13 protein-coding genes and 2 tRNA genes are annotated in these 13,919 nt (G+C 66.1%); 10 read left to right on the top strand and 5 right to left on the bottom strand.

Translation table 11 applies throughout. The features are described from left to right. Positions 1 to 19: 19 nt before the first annotated feature. The 3 genes from AC07UK_RS31800 to infA all read right to left on the bottom strand — a co-directional run bounded on the left by AC07UK_RS31800 (position 20) and on the right by infA (position 2,150). Positions 20 to 862, bottom strand: coding sequence for a GNAT family N-acetyltransferase (locus AC07UK_RS31800; RefSeq protein ID WP_013957276.1), 843 nt, complete (start codon positions 860 to 862; stop codon positions 20 to 22). A gap of 343 nt (positions 863 to 1,205) precedes the next feature. Beyond that, a complete protein-coding gene (locus AC07UK_RS31795; protein WP_013957275.1) occupies positions 1,206 to 1,682 on the bottom strand; it encodes a SixA phosphatase family protein in 477 nt (158 codons plus the stop codon). Between the two features lie 246 nt (positions 1,683 to 1,928). Beyond that, entirely contained in the window at positions 1,929 to 2,150 is a 222-nt protein-coding gene (infA, locus tag AC07UK_RS31790) for a translation initiation factor IF-1 (protein WP_008641674.1), read from the bottom strand. Between the two features lie 609 nt (positions 2,151 to 2,759). On the opposite strand from infA, the gene AC07UK_RS31785 reads away from it, so the two are divergent. Together AC07UK_RS31785 and AC07UK_RS31780 are read left to right on the top strand one after the other, a co-directional pair. Continuing rightward, positions 2,760 to 3,278 (top strand): hypothetical protein, encoded by a 519-nt coding sequence (locus AC07UK_RS31785; protein ID WP_436222140.1) that lies wholly within the window; start codon positions 2,760 to 2,762, stop codon positions 3,276 to 3,278. Between the two features lie 176 nt (positions 3,279 to 3,454). Next, positions 3,455 to 4,198 carry a DNA polymerase III subunit epsilon gene (locus tag AC07UK_RS31780; protein WP_436222139.1) on the top strand — a complete coding sequence of 248 codons (744 nt, stop codon included), beginning with the start codon at positions 3,455 to 3,457 and terminating at the stop codon, positions 4,196 to 4,198. Positions 4,199 to 4,361: 163 nt separating this feature from the next. Here the strand turns inward: AC07UK_RS31780 and AC07UK_RS31775 are convergent. Continuing rightward, positions 4,362 to 4,438, bottom strand: a tRNA-Pro gene (locus tag AC07UK_RS31775). Between the two features lie 408 nt (positions 4,439 to 4,846). Between AC07UK_RS31775 and AC07UK_RS31770 the strand changes: the two genes are divergently transcribed. Together AC07UK_RS31770 and AC07UK_RS31765 are read left to right on the top strand one after the other, a co-directional pair. Then, positions 4,847 to 6,106 carry a GGDEF domain-containing protein gene (locus AC07UK_RS31770; RefSeq protein WP_494687304.1) on the top strand — a complete coding sequence of 420 codons (1,260 nt, stop codon included), beginning with the start codon at positions 4,847 to 4,849 and terminating at the stop codon, positions 6,104 to 6,106. Between the two features lie 51 nt (positions 6,107 to 6,157). Then, positions 6,158 to 6,234: transfer RNA gene (locus AC07UK_RS31765), tRNA-Arg, on the top strand. 29 nt (positions 6,235 to 6,263) lie between these two features. On the opposite strand, the gene AC07UK_RS31760 is transcribed toward AC07UK_RS31765, so the two are convergent. After that, a complete protein-coding gene (locus AC07UK_RS31760; protein WP_494687303.1) occupies positions 6,264 to 7,727 on the bottom strand; it encodes a patatin-like phospholipase family protein in 1,464 nt (487 codons plus the stop codon). A gap of 238 nt (positions 7,728 to 7,965) precedes the next feature. Here AC07UK_RS31760 and AC07UK_RS31755 point away from each other — a divergent pair, with 238 nt between their 5' ends. The 6 genes from AC07UK_RS31755 to AC07UK_RS31730 all read left to right on the top strand — a co-directional run bounded on the left by AC07UK_RS31755 (position 7,966) and on the right by AC07UK_RS31730 (position 13,855). Beyond that, positions 7,966 to 9,069, top strand: coding sequence for an AI-2E family transporter (locus tag AC07UK_RS31755; protein ID WP_436222136.1), 1,104 nt, complete (start codon positions 7,966 to 7,968; stop codon positions 9,067 to 9,069). Positions 9,070 to 9,086: 17 nt separating this feature from the next. Then, the gene (locus tag AC07UK_RS31750) at positions 9,087 to 10,631 is read left to right on the top strand and encodes an efflux transporter outer membrane subunit (protein WP_436222135.1); all 1,545 of its coding nucleotides are present in this window, start codon (positions 9,087 to 9,089) and stop codon (positions 10,629 to 10,631) included. Between the two features lie 20 nt (positions 10,632 to 10,651). Beyond that, complete coding sequence (locus tag AC07UK_RS31745) at positions 10,652 to 11,779, top strand: HlyD family secretion protein (protein WP_436222134.1); 1,128 nt, start codon at positions 10,652 to 10,654, stop codon at positions 11,777 to 11,779. Continuing rightward, positions 11,769 to 12,836, top strand: coding sequence for a DUF2955 domain-containing protein (locus tag AC07UK_RS31740; RefSeq protein ID WP_494687302.1), 1,068 nt, complete (start codon positions 11,769 to 11,771; stop codon positions 12,834 to 12,836). Before AC07UK_RS31745 ends, AC07UK_RS31740 begins: the two co-directional genes overlap by 11 nt. Further along, positions 12,830 to 13,273 carry an ion channel gene (locus AC07UK_RS31735; protein WP_494687301.1) on the top strand — a complete coding sequence of 148 codons (444 nt, stop codon included), beginning with the start codon at positions 12,830 to 12,832 and terminating at the stop codon, positions 13,271 to 13,273. The genes AC07UK_RS31740 and AC07UK_RS31735 overlap by 7 nt, the downstream gene beginning before the upstream one ends. A 255-nt stretch (positions 13,274 to 13,528) precedes the next feature. Next, positions 13,529 to 13,855, top strand: a complete 327-nt coding sequence (locus AC07UK_RS31730; RefSeq protein ID WP_436222131.1) for an EF-hand domain-containing protein — start codon at positions 13,529 to 13,531, stop codon at positions 13,853 to 13,855. Positions 13,856 to 13,919: the final 64 nt, after the last annotated feature.

Here is a 13,919-nt window from a genome sequence, read left to right as displayed (position 1 = left end):
TGACAGGGCCAGGCGCCGCTCAGGCGGCGTTGTTCAGGCCGAGGAAGTGGCGGGCGTAGCGCGGGTTCATGTCGTTCACGCGCAGCAGCGTCAGGAAGTCCGCCACGTTGAAGTCCGGATCCCAGGCCGGCTGGCCGCAGATCTTTGCGCCCAGGCGCAGGTAGCCCTTGATCAGCGCGGGCGGCTCGACGTCCAGCTGCTGGTTCAGGTCCTCGACCGGCAGCGGCACGCGCGGGAAGGCATGGTATTCGATCGGTGCCAGCGAGCGTTCGCTGAACAGCCGGTGCAGGCTGGCCGCATAGTGGCCGCCGTCGTTCATCGGCACGCTGGCGCAGCCCAGCATCGATTCGATGCCCCAGCGCTGCAGGTACTCGCCCAGGCCGCCCCACAGCGCCATGATGACGCTGCCCGAACGGTAGTCGCGGTGCACGCAGGAGCGGCCCAGTTCCAGCATCTTGGGGCGCAGGTGGGCCAGGCGCACCAGGTCGAATTCCGATTCCGCGTACAGGCAGCCCAGGCGCTTGGCCTGGTGCGGCGGCAGCACGCGGTACGTGCCCACCACGCGCAGCGTGGCCATGTCGCGCACGATCAGGTGGTCGCAGTAGGCATCGAACATGTCGATGTCCAGCTCCGGCACGGAAGAGGTCAGGCGCGCGCCCATTTCCTCGGCAAAGACCTTGTAGCGCAGGCGCTGGGCTTCGACTACTTCGTCCTGGTGGCGCGCCCACGCCACGCTGAGAACAGGCGATTCATGTGCCGGTGTATCTGATTGGCGATGAAGACGGCTCCGCGCCGTCTGGCCACCAAGGCCATTGGGCAGAGAGTCGAAAAGCGGCTGGGTGGGCGTCGGCAGATCTCGCATCAGTATGTCCTTTTGGTGACGAAACTGTTGCGATGCAATGTAGTGAGGGCCGGTGACAGTGCCGTGACCCGGGGATGACCGTTCCGTGACGTCTCCTGCCAGGGCGGACGGTTGGGCGGTTTCGGGCGACGGGTCAGGGTGTGAGTTGCGTTCCTCGCCAGCAATATGACGATTGGCCGGGCCATTCATGGGAATCTCCGTGACACCTGTTATCGGCACCGTAAGAGGCGCCAGGGCCACTCTAGTGACGGGAGATTCCGCCCGCCATCAGCCATTTCTGATTTTGACGGGACAGGATGGGTCAGGTGCCGTCAGGCGGCACCTGGCATGCCGGAGGCAGGGCTCAGAGGAATTCGGGGTTGATGACGGCGCGCAGCACGGTCTGCGCCTCGCTTTCGCGGGTGCGGCCGGTCAGCCACCAGATGCCGCTCTTGCGCACGCTCCAGTTCATTTCCGAGCCGGCCAGCAGCAGGCTGGCGACGCGGCCAATCCAGGGCTGGTGCCCGACCACCACCACATGCTCGGGGCGTTCCGGCCACTCGACCGCGGCAAGCACCGCGCTGACGTCGGCGCCGGGCGCAAGGGCATCAATGATCTCCGCCTTGGCAGTCAGCGCGGCCGCCGTTTCACGGGTGCGCAGCGCGGGGCTGCACAGCACGCGGGTGTCGGCCGGCAGATGCGCGCGCAGCCATTTGGCGGATACCTCCGCCTGCTTGCGGCCGCGGCGTGTCAGCGGGCGCTGCAGGTCGGCATGGCGGCTCAGGCTGAGCGCGTCGGGGAGGTCTTCGGCTTCGGCGTGGCGCCACAGGATCAGGTTCATGTCGGGCGGGGCAATGAGCGTGCTTCGAGTATGGTGAAGCGGCCCGAGCGGCGCAAGCGCCAGCCTGGCCCGCGCCGGTGGCGCAGGCCAGGCTGCAGGCAGCGCGTAAACGGAAGCGGGCTGCCTGTCGGGCAGCCCGCAAGTGTGTCCGGGCGCGGTGTCAGCGGCGTGACAGCGCGTCGGCGCACAACGGCCGCGGCGCGGGCGACAGCCGCGCATGCGGTATCGCCGGGGCCGCGCAGAAACTCAGGACTTGTGGCGGAAGTTGATGCGTCCCTTGGTCAGGTCATAGGGCGACATTTCCAGGGTGACACGGTCGCCGGCCAGGATGCGGATGCGGTGCTTCTGCATCTTGCCCGAAGCGTATGCCCAGATTTCGACGCCGTTTTCCAGCGTGACACGATAGCGGTTGTCAGGCAGGGCTTCCGACACCACGCCGCCAAATTCGATGAGTTCTTCCTTAGCCAATCTGTCTTCCTTTCCGGCAGCCCGTGAAGGCTGCATGGTTGCGATTTCAAAAATCCTGTTCGGTTCGCCCGGCACGGCGCGGAACCGCGGCACATTTCGCCGATTGCGGCGAAGTGCGCCTTGGGTTGTTCGGGGCAAGCTCACGCGGACTGCGGCGCGCGGCGCCTGATGCTCGGTCCTGTCAGCGGTATCGCCCAATGGGCGCGGATGGCTTGGGCGATCCTGGCCGCTGACGGCCGGGGAGGCCGTGTGCTTTGCGGAGCAGGCGGGCAGGTTGTACCCGGTGGTTCGCCAGTTTGGTGTCGTCGCGGAAGGCCCGCGCCGGCGGCTACTGTTCGCTCGCGAGAGCGCGCTGGTGAGAACGCCCGGTTACAGGGATGCACGGACACCCCGGGGGCTACTTTGACATTGTATCACGTACGCAGTTGCAGCATGGCCGGCACGTTGCAGCGGACGGCCGGCCGCGACAGTTGCACTGTGCCGGGCAAGCCGGCAATAGATGTGCCTTAAGGGGCTCTTATTGAGGTCTGGCCGGCTTGGTATTTGCCCCATATGAGCTAGAACTAACTCGTACGGCCCTGCCGGGCCGGATCTCGCAAGGAGACTGCCATGGAACTCCATCTGGAATCGCACCGCTACGTTCGCTGCCGGCCGGACTGGCGGGCAGCCGTGGTGGCGGGGCTGATTGCCGGCGCGGTCTACATGGTGCTGGAGCTGCTGACGGCGCGCTTCCTGCTGTACCAGGGCGCTTGGGGCACCGTGAAGATGGTCGCGGCCATCATCCTCGGGCGTGAAGCGCTGACTGCTGATGCCTTCAACTGGACCGTCGTGCTTTCGGCGGGGACGGTGCACTTCGCGCTGTCGATCATCCTGGCGGCGGTGCTGGCAATAATCCTGTCGTCATTCCGTTTCGATTCCAGCCTGTGGTTGGCCTCGGTGGTCGGGATCGTGTTCGGCGTGGTGGTCTACCTGGTCAATTTCTATCTGCTGGGCGCCTACTTCAACTGGTTCGACGAGGCCCGCGGCTGGGAAAGCCTGTTCGCCCATGCGCTCTTCGGGCTGGTGGCGGCCGACGTCTATTGCAATCTCGAGCGACGGCGTGGCGAGACGGAGCAGCAGCCTGCCTGAACCAGGAGGTGGAGATGAGGGAGGGGGGTAGCAGCCGGCATCCTCCCGGCTGGCGCTTTCGGTTAGCCCATCTGGTTGATATGACGTCTAACGCGCTCGCACTAACCTAGAGGCAAACGATCAGAGCGGCCGCCGCCAACCATGCCTGCGGACGGCTACACCGGAGTACCGAGCCCATGCGGGTCGCAATCGTCAGTACCGAAACCACTGGGCTCACGCCAGCGGACGAGCCCGTCAGCATCGGCCTGCTGCTTGTCGAAGTGGCGCCGCGGGCTGGCACGCTGTTGCGGGAGATCACTGACTATTACGGTTCGCAGGAGCCCACCGTGCCGATCAGCGAAGCTGCCACCGGCACGCACGGATTGACCGCCGAGATGCTGCGCGGGCGGCGCTTTGACGTCGACACCATCCGCGCCATCATTGACGACGCGGATGTGCTGGTCGCCCACGGCGCCGAATTCAACGCGCGGATGCTGGGAAAAGTGCTTCCCGACATCCAGCACAAGCGCTGGCGCTGCTCGGTGCGCCAGGTTCGCTGGGCCCAGTACTTCCACGCCCCCAACCACAAGCTTGATACGCTGTGCGAGCACCTGCACATATTCCGGCCCCGCCCGCAGGTTGCGCTGGATGATTGTCTGGCGCTATCCAAGCTGCTGTTCCAGCACATGGGTGCTGCCGGCCAGGCCACGCCCATGGGCTTCCTGCTGGCCGAGGCCGACTTCGTGCCGCGTGTTGCGATCAGCATTCCTGCGCCACCCGTGCCGCCGCCGTCACCTGCGGTCCCGGCCGGCGCCGGCCAGTCATGGATGCCAAAGGTTGAGACCGGCCATGCGGGCCCAGGCCGGGGGCTGGTCATCGTCGCGGTGATGCTGATGCTGTTCGCGGGGGCGCTGATCTGGCCGGACTTGCTGCGGTGGTGAGAACAGCCGCCGCAGCGCTGGCGGGACTTCTGTTTGGTTGCCTAGCGCCGCATAGCGCACCGGCCCCTTGGCGGCGATCTTGTCGGGCGATTGGAGCCGTTTGGCAGAAAAGAAAAACGGCCTGGATCTTTCGATCCAGGCCGTTGTTTCCATTGGGTATTTCTGGTCGGAGCGATAGGATTCGAACCTACGACCCTCTGATCCCAAATCAGATGCGCTACCAGGCTGCGCTACGCTCCGAAGCCGGCGATTGTAGCTGGGCTCCGGGCTTGCGGTCAATCTAATGTGATGATGTCCGCTCTGGCGCACTCAACCTTGCCGGCCTGCTCCCCCTTCTGGCGGGGGCGCTTTGGCTTGACTTGGGTTTGCGCGCTGGGATAATCCGCACACCGCACCAGTCCGACCGGCGTGCTTTTGGGACCGCCCGGTTTGCCTATTTCCTTCCGGACTGACCTGATCACCACAACAAGAACGGCGCTCCCGCCCGCGGCGGGCGCCTCGGCCTGTTTGCGTCTGCCGGCTGGCGGCGCCAGGCGTTCTGAAACAGGTATGCGGCATTGATAACAACGGTCCGACACAGGGCCGGTAAAGAGCAGGTAACAGCGGCGCCATGCGGTGCACCGCTGGTCGCCTTGGACGGGAATGAAGATGTTTCAGTCGCACATAGTTGTGCTCATCGCAGTGTTGTTTGCCCTGCAGATGGCGGTGGTTTGCGTGGTGTTGCGCCGCTCGGCGGGCATGGATCGCAGCGGCCTGACGTCGTGGGCGCTGGGGAGTGTGCTGGCGGCAATGGCCGCGGCCCTGGCGGCGGTGCAGGAACTGCGCCCGCTGTGGCTGGTGCTGGAATCGAGCGACCTGGCGCTGCTGGCGGCGCTCTCGGTCATGGCCGTGGGCGCGCGGCACTTCGCGGGCCGGCCCGGCCGCGCCGTGCCGTTGCTGGCGCTGAACCTGGTGGCCGCTGCGGCGGTGGCCTGGCACGACCTGGCGCCGCAGTATCTTGCCGTGCCGGCGCTGGTGCCGGAGATGGCACCGCTGCTGACGATGTGCCATATCGCACTGCTGCTGGACCTGGCCCGCAGCGCCATGCCGTCGGTGCCGGCCACGCGCGGCACCGGCCGGCTGGCGGCGTTGTCGCAGGTATTGATCGTCATCGCCGCGGCAACCATCAACGCATGGACCGTGGCGCTGCCGCTGGCGGCAGTCATGCAGGGCGGCACCTGGCCGCGGCCGATGCCGTGGGACGGCGAGCTCGCCATGCTCAACGTCTTTGCACTGGTGGGCGTGTCGGTCAGTTTTGCGCTGATGGCGCACGACCGGCTGCGCCGCATGCTGGAGCGGCGCGCGCGCCATGACGACCTGACCGATGTGCTGCTGCGCGGCGCGTTCTGGGAGGAGCTGGAGGCAGCCAGCCTGCGTGCCGAGCGGCAGCGCAAGCCCCTGACGGTTGCCTTTGTCGACCTCGATCACTTCAAGGCGATCAACGATGTCTACGGCCACCTCGCGGGCGACAGCGTGCTGCGGCATTTCGCCGGACTGCTGCGCAAGAGTTTCGGCCAGTTCGATGTGGCGGGGCGCCTGGGCGGTGAAGAATTTGCCATCCTGATGCCGGATACGGCGCTGGAGCAGGGCCGGCTGGCCTGCCTGCGGCTGGCTACGGCGGTGCGCGCCACGCCATGCCCGTCCGAGCCCGACCCGATTGCCTATACCGTCAGCATCGGCCTGGCGGCGCGGCAGCCGGGCGAAGGCGCCGATGCGCTGATGCGCCGCGCTGACCGTGCGCTATACGACGCCAAGCTGAAAGGGCGCAACTGCGTGTCCCTGCATCCGGCCGGCAGCGAGGCGGGCACCGATGGCGGCGCTGTCGATGGCCACTACATCACGCGCGCACAGCCGCGCGCCGCGTCCTGACCTGCGCCGCTTGTCACTGCGCTGCGGTGCTGCGGTAGAATGCACGCCTTCGCGTCCTTAGCTCAGTTGGATAGAGCACTCGCCTTCTAAGCGAGCGGTCAGAGGTTCGAGTCCTCTAGGACGCGCCAGCCCCCAGGGGCCATCCCATCGAACCAGGTTACTGACTCGTCCCCGCCGGGCGATTCCCGGCCGCCTGGTCTGTCACGATCCTGGCACCGACGTCCTTCAGCAAGCGCTGGAAATCGGGCGACTCCAGGATGATCTTTCCCGCGGCGGCGCGCAGGCGGTCGACGGCTTCGGCCGGCAGCGAGAACGACGTCGCCAGCTCATTCAGGTAATCCAGTTCCGCCTTGTCCGTCAGTCGGGCAAACGACACATCGATGGCATAGATGGTCGCGTCCGGCGTGCGCAACGCCGCAGTGACGGCGGCATCCTTGTTCGTGGCAAAGGCGCGCGACTCCCGCAGTCGGCGCATGGCTTGCCACCGGGCCTGGTTGTCCTTCAGCAGTTCGGTCGCCTCATAGGAATAGTGGTCGATTGGCACGCCGGTGGCTTTCACCAGAATCTCCAGCGTACCCGGCGCAGACTCTGACTTGTCCCATGTCGTCCGGGGCGTGGACAGCGAATTGACGACAAAGACAACGATCCTGCGGGTATGGTCCAGGGGTGAGGGCTGGCCGTTCAGGTGCAGGGACTCCAGGACCTCCAGGGAGTCCAGCACGCTGCGCATGCCCAGGTTGTCAGAGACGCCGCCGTCCACGACATGGATATAGGGCCGGTTGACGCTATCCCCGTATTCCGCTTCTTCCTTCAGGTGCCGGGTTGCGCGAGCGGCGGGCCGCGGCGGGTCGCTGGCATTGATAAATGGCTTGATCCAGTCGGGAGGCACATAGCCGCAATTGCCCCCGTAGTTGTTGAGCGTGATGGGCGTCAGGACCACGGGAACCGCCGACGATGCCGCGGCGGCACGGGACAGGCGCAGCGCATTGAGGTCGGAGCAGAGTACGTCGAAGGTGGTCTGCGTGAATGGCAGGCGTGCGCCCGTCGAGATGTCCGTGGCCGAGGCAATGATGAACGGACCCTTGCCCCGATGGAGGTCGCCAAAGGTTGCCCCATGGAAAAGGATTTCGTCATACAGGTCGGCGGCCAGTTCAGAGCGGCCCCATCCGCTCGACCACAACGACGGCCAATACGCCGGATTCAGCGTCCGGAACGTGATCTCGCCCTGCACGTCGCGTTTGAGGAAACTCTGTTCGTAGAGATCAAACAGTTTGTCGCCATACAGGCCGTAGGCGAGGGCAGTGAAGCTGCCACCTGACACGCCGGTGATGACGCTGACATGGTCGAGCAGGCGTGACCGGTTGCCCTTGGGTCCGACGACTTCGGTATTGCGCAGGAACTCAAGCACGCCATACGAGAATGCTGCCGCGCGCGTGCCGCCCCCTGAGAAGGCAAGGATGACCAGGTTCTCGTTGTCCGCCGCGTACTGGGGCCGCGTGAAGAATCGATAGCCGGTACTCTGGTCCGCGTGCGCGATCGGCGGATTGACTGGCCGGGAGGCGCAGGCGGCAAGCAGCAGCATCGCAATGACGGCCAAGGCTGAGGTCGGCAATCTGGCCATAGGTCCTCCGCGGCGAATGCAGGACGAATCAGGCCGGGCGGGTCGGCGCCCTGCAACTCCCCCAATACTAGACGGCCAATGTAACGATAGGCGTACGTTTTGAGGTTGTCCCGGCCCGGCCACTCGTCTAGACTGGATTTCACCTGTCCAAGAGACCGGTACTTAACCTGGCATTGGCGAATGCGCGGCGGAGGTTGCCGATCCGATACCTTTGCGGTGATCTGCAGGGAGACAAGCGATGTTGCCCACGCCCACTTCAGAGAGAGCGCTGTCCCGCGGACTACTCGATGTGCTGATCCGTGCCGGGCTGATCGCGGTGCTGGCAATCTTCTGCTTCCAGATATTCCGCCCCTTCCTCGATCTCATTGTCTGGTCCGTGATCCTGGCGGTGACGATCTACCCGCTGCAGGTCAGGCTCAGGCGCAGGCTGGGCAACAAGGACGGCCGCGCCGCCACGCTGATCGTGCTGGCCGCCATCGCCATCATTGCGCTACCAGCCTACCTGCTGGGTGCCGCCATGGTCGATTCGATGGAGAATGCGATCGCCATCGTCAAGAGCGAAGGCATTCATATTCCGCCACCGCATGAGTCGGTCGCCAGCTGGCCGCTGGTTGGCCAGCGCCTGTATGACCTCTGGCTGCATGCCGCCTCGGACCTGGCCAGCTTGGTGCAGACGCTGGCGCCTCAGATCAAGGAAATCAGCCTGGCCGTGCTGGCCGCAGCCGCCGGCATCGGCAAGGGGCTGCTGATCTTCGTCTTCGCGCTGATTATCGGGGGCATCTTCATGGCCTACGGCGAGGCCGGCAACCGTAGCGCCGTGCAGATTGCCTCGCGCATTTTCGGCCCGGAGCGGGGCCCGCGCATCGCCACGCTATGCACGGCGACCATCCGCGCGGTGGCGCAGGGGGTGGTCGGCATCGCCTTCATCCAGATGCTGCTGATCGGCATAGGCTTTGTGATCAAGGGGGTTCCTGCCGCGGGCGTGCTGGCCATGGCCGTGCTGCTGCTGGGCATCGCGCAGTTGCCGGCCACGCTGATCACCGTGCCAGTGATCATCTATGTCTTTGCCACGGAAGGTGCCAGCGTTGCCACTATCGTCTTCTCCATCTATGTCTTCGTGGCGGGACTGGCCGACAACGTGCTCAAGCCACTGCTGCTCGGGCGTGGCGTCGATGTGCCGATGCCGGTGGTGTTGATCGGTGCCCTGGGCGGCATGGTGACCGGCGGCGTGATCGGCCTGTTCATCGGCCCGGTGGTGCTTGCGGTCGGGTATCAGCTGTTCTGGCAATGGGTGGAAGACCCGCCGCCGCATGCGGATCCCGGCAACCAGCAACAGACCTGAAGTGGTCCGGGCCGCCCATGTCGCGCTGGAATCCTCCGTTGCGCGCATTGCTGGCCGGCGCCTGCTGCCTTGGCGGCTGCGCGCGCCTGGGGCCGGATTTCCAGCCGCAGCATGAACCCTGGATGCAGCAGTGGCACAGCCCGGCGCTTGAGCAGGCGACCGGGCAGCGGGTCCAGCCCGACATCCGCGAGTGGTGGCAGGTCTTTGCCGACCCGACCCTCGAACGCCTGATCGCCGAAGCCGACGCACACAATGCCAGCCTGCGGATTGCCGGCCTGCGCGTAATGGAAGCGCGCGCCCAGCTGGGCATTGCCCAGAGCGGGCGCTTCCCGCAACTGCAGCAGGCCAGCGCCGATGTCCTGTACACGGATCGCAGGCAGGCCGGTGGCCTCAACCCGCAGAATAGCCGCTTCTGGCAATACAGCGCGGGCTTCGACATCGGCTGGGAACTCGATTTCTGGGGGCGCTTCAGCCGCGCCATCGAATCCGCCGACGCCGCCTATTTTGCCGCCCGCGCCAACCGCGACGATGTGCTGGTGCTGCTGCGCGCCCAGGTGGCTGACACCTACTTTGCGCTGCGCACGGCCGAGGCACGGCTGGGCATCGCCCGCGAAAACGCGGCGCTGCAAAAGCGCAGCCTTGAAATCACCGAGCGGCTGTTCAAGAGCGGCGAGACCGACGAGCTCGACCTGCAGCAAGCGAAGACGCAGTACCTGGGCACCCTGAGCAGCATCCCTGAATTTGAAAGCCAGATCATGCGCACCCGCAATGCCCTGGCGGTGCTGATAGGCCGCCCGCCGGGCCCGTTGCCGGAATTGCCGGAGCTGGCAGGCAAGGAAGGGGTGATTCCACTGATCGATCGCGCGGTACTGCAGGACGTGCCCGCCAGCCTGCTGTTGCGCCGTCCGGATATCCGCGCCGCCGAGCTGCAGATTGCCGCGCAATCGGCGCTGATCGGCGTGGCCGAAGCCGATCTCTATCCGTCGCTGACGCTGCTGGGCAGCATTGTCTGGTCCGCCAGCACGCTGGCCGGCACGCCCAACAGCCTGGCCCTGATCGGCGGCCCCAGCCTGCGCTGGAACGTGTTCGACTACGGCCGCATCAAGAACACCGTGCGCGTGCAGGACGCCCGCCTGCAGCAGCTGATCGTCGCCTACCAGGATGCCGTGCGGCAGGCAGCGCGCGAGGCCGACGATGCCGCCAGTGCGCTGATCAAGGCGCTGGAACGCGAGCAGATCCTGCGCGACACCGCGCTGGCCGCCAGGCGTTCGCTGACGCTGGCCAACGCGCTCTACCGCGAAGGCTACTCGGACTTCCAGCGCGTACTGGATTCCCAGCGTGCGCTGGCCACCCAGCAGGACACCTACCTGGTCAACCGCAGCAATGCCGTCAGCAACCTGATCGCCTTGTACAAGGCGCTTGGCGGCGGCTGGCACAGCGAGCAGCCACTGGTGGATCCGGCCACCCGTCAGCAGATGCAGCAACGCACCGACTGGGGGACGCTGCTGGATGAGCCAGGCCCGCCGTCCGCCGGTGCCAGCCTCCCTGTGAAGCAGAGGTAGATCTCCCTGAACGAGTGCCGATGAGCGACGCCCCGCAACCCCCCGCAGTCCCAGCGCCCGGCGCACCGCCGCCCGCCGCCGACCCGGCAAGGAAGGGCGTGCGCTGGGTGATCCTGCTGATCGTCATCAGCCTGGTCTGGTACCTGCTGGCCGACCGCCTGACCCCGTACACGCAGCAGGCGCGGGTACAGGCCTTCGTGGTGCCGGTCGCGGCGGAAGTGTCCGGGCGCGTGACCAAGGTGCATGTGCGCAACAACCAGGACGTCGCGGCAGGCACTGTCTTGTTCGAGGTGGATCCCCAGCACTACAAGATCGCCGTGGACCGCGCCCGCGCCGATCTGGAGTCGACACGCCGGCAGATCGGCGCCAGCACCGCGGGCATCGAATCGGCGCAGGCATCGCTGCGCGCAGCACGCGCCAACGAACTCAAGGCGCGCCAGGACAGCAACCGCCTGGAGCGCCTGTACAGCGATGACCCCGGCACCATTTCCCTGCGCCGTCTGGAGGTGGCGCGGGCCAGCCTCGAGCAGGCTGTCAGCCAGGTCGCCGCCGCCAAGGCCGAGGTCCAGCGTGCGCGCGAACAACAGGGGGGCAGCGAGGAAGAGAACGCCAAGCTGCGCAGCGCCGCCACGGCCCTGGAAAAGGCCGAACTGGATCTTGCCAATACGCAGGTGCGGGCGCGTGCCGCCGGGCTGGTCACCGACCTGCGCACCGATGCCGGCCAGTTTGCCGCGGCCGGCAACCCGGTCATGACGCTGATCGCGATCCACGATCTGTGGATCAACGCGGAGATGACCGAGAACAACCTGGGCCGTGTCGAGCCCGGCACGCCGGTTGCCATCGTGCTCGATGCGCTGCCGGGCAGGATCTTCGAAGGCCGTGTGCGCAGCGTCGGCTTTGGCGTCAGCGTTGGCTCGAGCACGCCGCCGGGCAGCTTGCCGACGGTGCAGAACAGCCGGGACTGGCTGCGTCCGGCGCAACGCTTCCCGGTGGTGGTCGAGTTTGCCCAGGGCGAACTCGCCTCGATGCGCGGCATTCGCGTTGGCGGGCAGGCCGAGGTCATGGCGTTTCCCACCCAGGGCAACCCGCTCAATCCGCTCGGCCGCGTATTCCTGTACCTGATGAGCTGGCTTTCCTATGTCTACTGACCGCCCGGCGCTGCCGTTGCCCGCGCGCGATCCACGCGCCCAGCGTTCGCTGCGCGTGGCGTGCGGCACCGCGCTGTGCCTGGCGGCCAGCTTCGGCCTGGGCCTGCCGGTCCCCATGCTCGCGCCGGTGCTCGGCGTGTTCCTGCTGGCCAGCGTCAACCAGCCGATGTCAGCCAAGGCCGGGCTGGGCCTGGTGCTGGTCGTGATGCTGACCACCGGCACCGGCCTGCTGCTGATCCCCTTGCTGCGCTACTACCCGGTCAGCGGCGTGCTGATGATCGGCCTGTGCCTGTTCCTCGCCTTTCGCTACGGACTGCGCGGCGGCAACAACCTGGTCTCGACCTTCCTGGTGATCGGCCTGACCATGATCTCGGCGGCGGGCACCTTCGATTTCGGTCTGGCGGTCACGGTCATCGGTGCCCTGGTCAAGGGACTGCTCGTCGCGGTCGTGGTGCTGGCACTTGGCCACTGGCTGTTTCCCGAACCGGCCGGCGCGCAGGCGCCGCCTGCGGCCAAGGCCCTGCCGGATGACCAGGCCGCCTGGATTGCGCTGCGCGCTGCGCTGGTGGTGATGCCGGCCTTCCTGCTGGCGCTGAACGACCCGGCCGCGTACATCCCGATCATCATGAAAGCGGTCAGCCTTGGCCGGCAAAGCTGCACCACCACGGCACGCGGCGCCGGGCGCGAACTGCTTGGCTCGACCTTGTTCGGCGGCGTGCTGGCCATCCTGTTCTGGTGCGCGCTCAGCCTGTTCGTGCATTTGTGGATGTACTTCCTGTGGATGCTGCTGTTCGGCCTGCTGGTGGCGCGCAAGCTGTATGGCCTCAGCCCGTCGCGGTACCCGCCAGGCTTCTGGGTGAACACTCTCGTGACGCTGATCATCCTGCTGGGCCAGTCGGTCCAGGACAGCGCGGCCGGGAAGGATGTCTATACCGCCTTCGCCGTGCGCATGGGCCTGTTTATCGGCGTCACGCTGTATGCCTGGCTGATGATCGAGTTGCTCGACCAGCCGCGCGGCGCACGACGGCACGCCCGCAAGAGAGGCCGGTCGTGCTGAGCAACCTGCTGATCGGCCTTCCCGTAATGCTGCTCTGCCTGCTGCTGCAGGCGGTCTTCGTCGCTATCTGCCTGCGCTACTACGTGCGCTTCAAGCACGCCCGGCAAGGCCGCGAATCGCTGGGGCAGGACATCCTGCTGTTGTCGGTCGTGATGATGCTGACGTTGCTCGGCAATTTCGTGCAGATGGCGATCTGGGCCGTCTTGTTCATGCTGCTGGGCGAGTTCGGCGATTTCGCTACGGCGCTCTATCACTCGGGCGTGAACTTTGCCACGCTGGGCTACGGCGATATCGTCATGTCCAAACCCCGGCGCCTGCTGGGGCCGCTGGAGGCGGCCAACGGCATCCTGATGTTCGGCGTCTCCACTTCGGTGATGACCGCGGCGGTGCTGGACGTGATCAAGCGCAACCTGGCCAGGCTGCGGCAGGACGAATGACCATAGGGATGGAGGTGCGCTATTGCAGGCATCAGCTCGGCCACAGGAGATGTCGCGCCGCGGCACACGTCACATTTCTGGGAGGGTTTTTAATATCGGATGCCGAAATTACTAAATTCCCTAATCCCTGAAAGCCGACGATGATCTCGGGCGGGGTTCGGGCAATCGATGTATCCCGACCTCTGCGAAAACTGGCCCGTTGCGGGCGACCATCAGGCCGGCTGCACTCGCCATCCGACTATCCAGGGAGACTCAATGATTGCGCGACAACTTTCGATTGCCAGCCTGGCGCTGGCGGCATGCCTCGCCTCCGGAGCCATTGGTGCGCAGCAACAGCAGCCGCCGATGAATGCCAAGGAAGCCAAGGCGAAATTCTCGGAGAAGTTCCAGGCGGCGGACGCCAATCACGATGGCAAGCTGACCCGTGAGGAGGCACAGGCGGGTATGCCGGAGGTCTACAAGCAGTTTGACCAGATCGACGCCAAGAAGAAGGGCGAGGTGACCGAGAGGCAGATTGGCGCGTTCTGGGCGGCCAAGACGAAGCAACGCAACACGGCCCAGAATCCGGGCGGGTTGAACTGATCGGGCGCAAGCATAGCGGGCAGGACAACGCAGCGCGGCGGTGGGGCCAGGCACAGGCCTGGCC

The organism is Cupriavidus sp. GW821-FHT07C08, from assembly GCF_059419025.1.
Note: the sequence above shows the minus strand (reverse complement) of the source record. Positions and strands in the feature narration are given on the sequence as shown.

What these genes read in the sequence shown, in the direction of transcription:
- AC07UK_RS31800 (WP_013957276.1), bottom strand. Translation starts at nt 862, where the DNA reads ATGCGAGATCTGCCGACGCCCACCCAGCCGCTTTTCGACTCTCTGCCC.
- AC07UK_RS31795 (WP_013957275.1), bottom strand. Translation starts at nt 1,682, where the DNA reads ATGAACCTGATCCTGTGGCGCCACGCCGAAGCCGAAGACCTCCCCGAC.
- AC07UK_RS31785 (WP_436222140.1), top strand. Translation starts at nt 2,760, where the DNA reads ATGGAACTCCATCTGGAATCGCACCGCTACGTTCGCTGCCGGCCGGAC.
- AC07UK_RS31780 (WP_436222139.1), top strand. Translation starts at nt 3,455, where the DNA reads ATGCGGGTCGCAATCGTCAGTACCGAAACCACTGGGCTCACGCCAGCG.
- AC07UK_RS31770 (WP_494687304.1), top strand. Translation starts at nt 4,847, where the DNA reads ATGTTTCAGTCGCACATAGTTGTGCTCATCGCAGTGTTGTTTGCCCTG.
- AC07UK_RS31760 (WP_494687303.1), bottom strand. Translation starts at nt 7,727, where the DNA reads ATGGCCAGATTGCCGACCTCAGCCTTGGCCGTCATTGCGATGCTGCTG.
- AC07UK_RS31755 (WP_436222136.1), top strand. Translation starts at nt 7,966, where the DNA reads ATGTTGCCCACGCCCACTTCAGAGAGAGCGCTGTCCCGCGGACTACTC.
- AC07UK_RS31750 (WP_436222135.1), top strand. Translation starts at nt 9,087, where the DNA reads ATGTCGCGCTGGAATCCTCCGTTGCGCGCATTGCTGGCCGGCGCCTGC.
- AC07UK_RS31745 (WP_436222134.1), top strand. Translation starts at nt 10,652, where the DNA reads ATGAGCGACGCCCCGCAACCCCCCGCAGTCCCAGCGCCCGGCGCACCG.
- AC07UK_RS31740 (WP_494687302.1), top strand. Translation starts at nt 11,769, where the DNA reads ATGTCTACTGACCGCCCGGCGCTGCCGTTGCCCGCGCGCGATCCACGC.
- AC07UK_RS31730 (WP_436222131.1), top strand. Translation starts at nt 13,529, where the DNA reads ATGATTGCGCGACAACTTTCGATTGCCAGCCTGGCGCTGGCGGCATGC.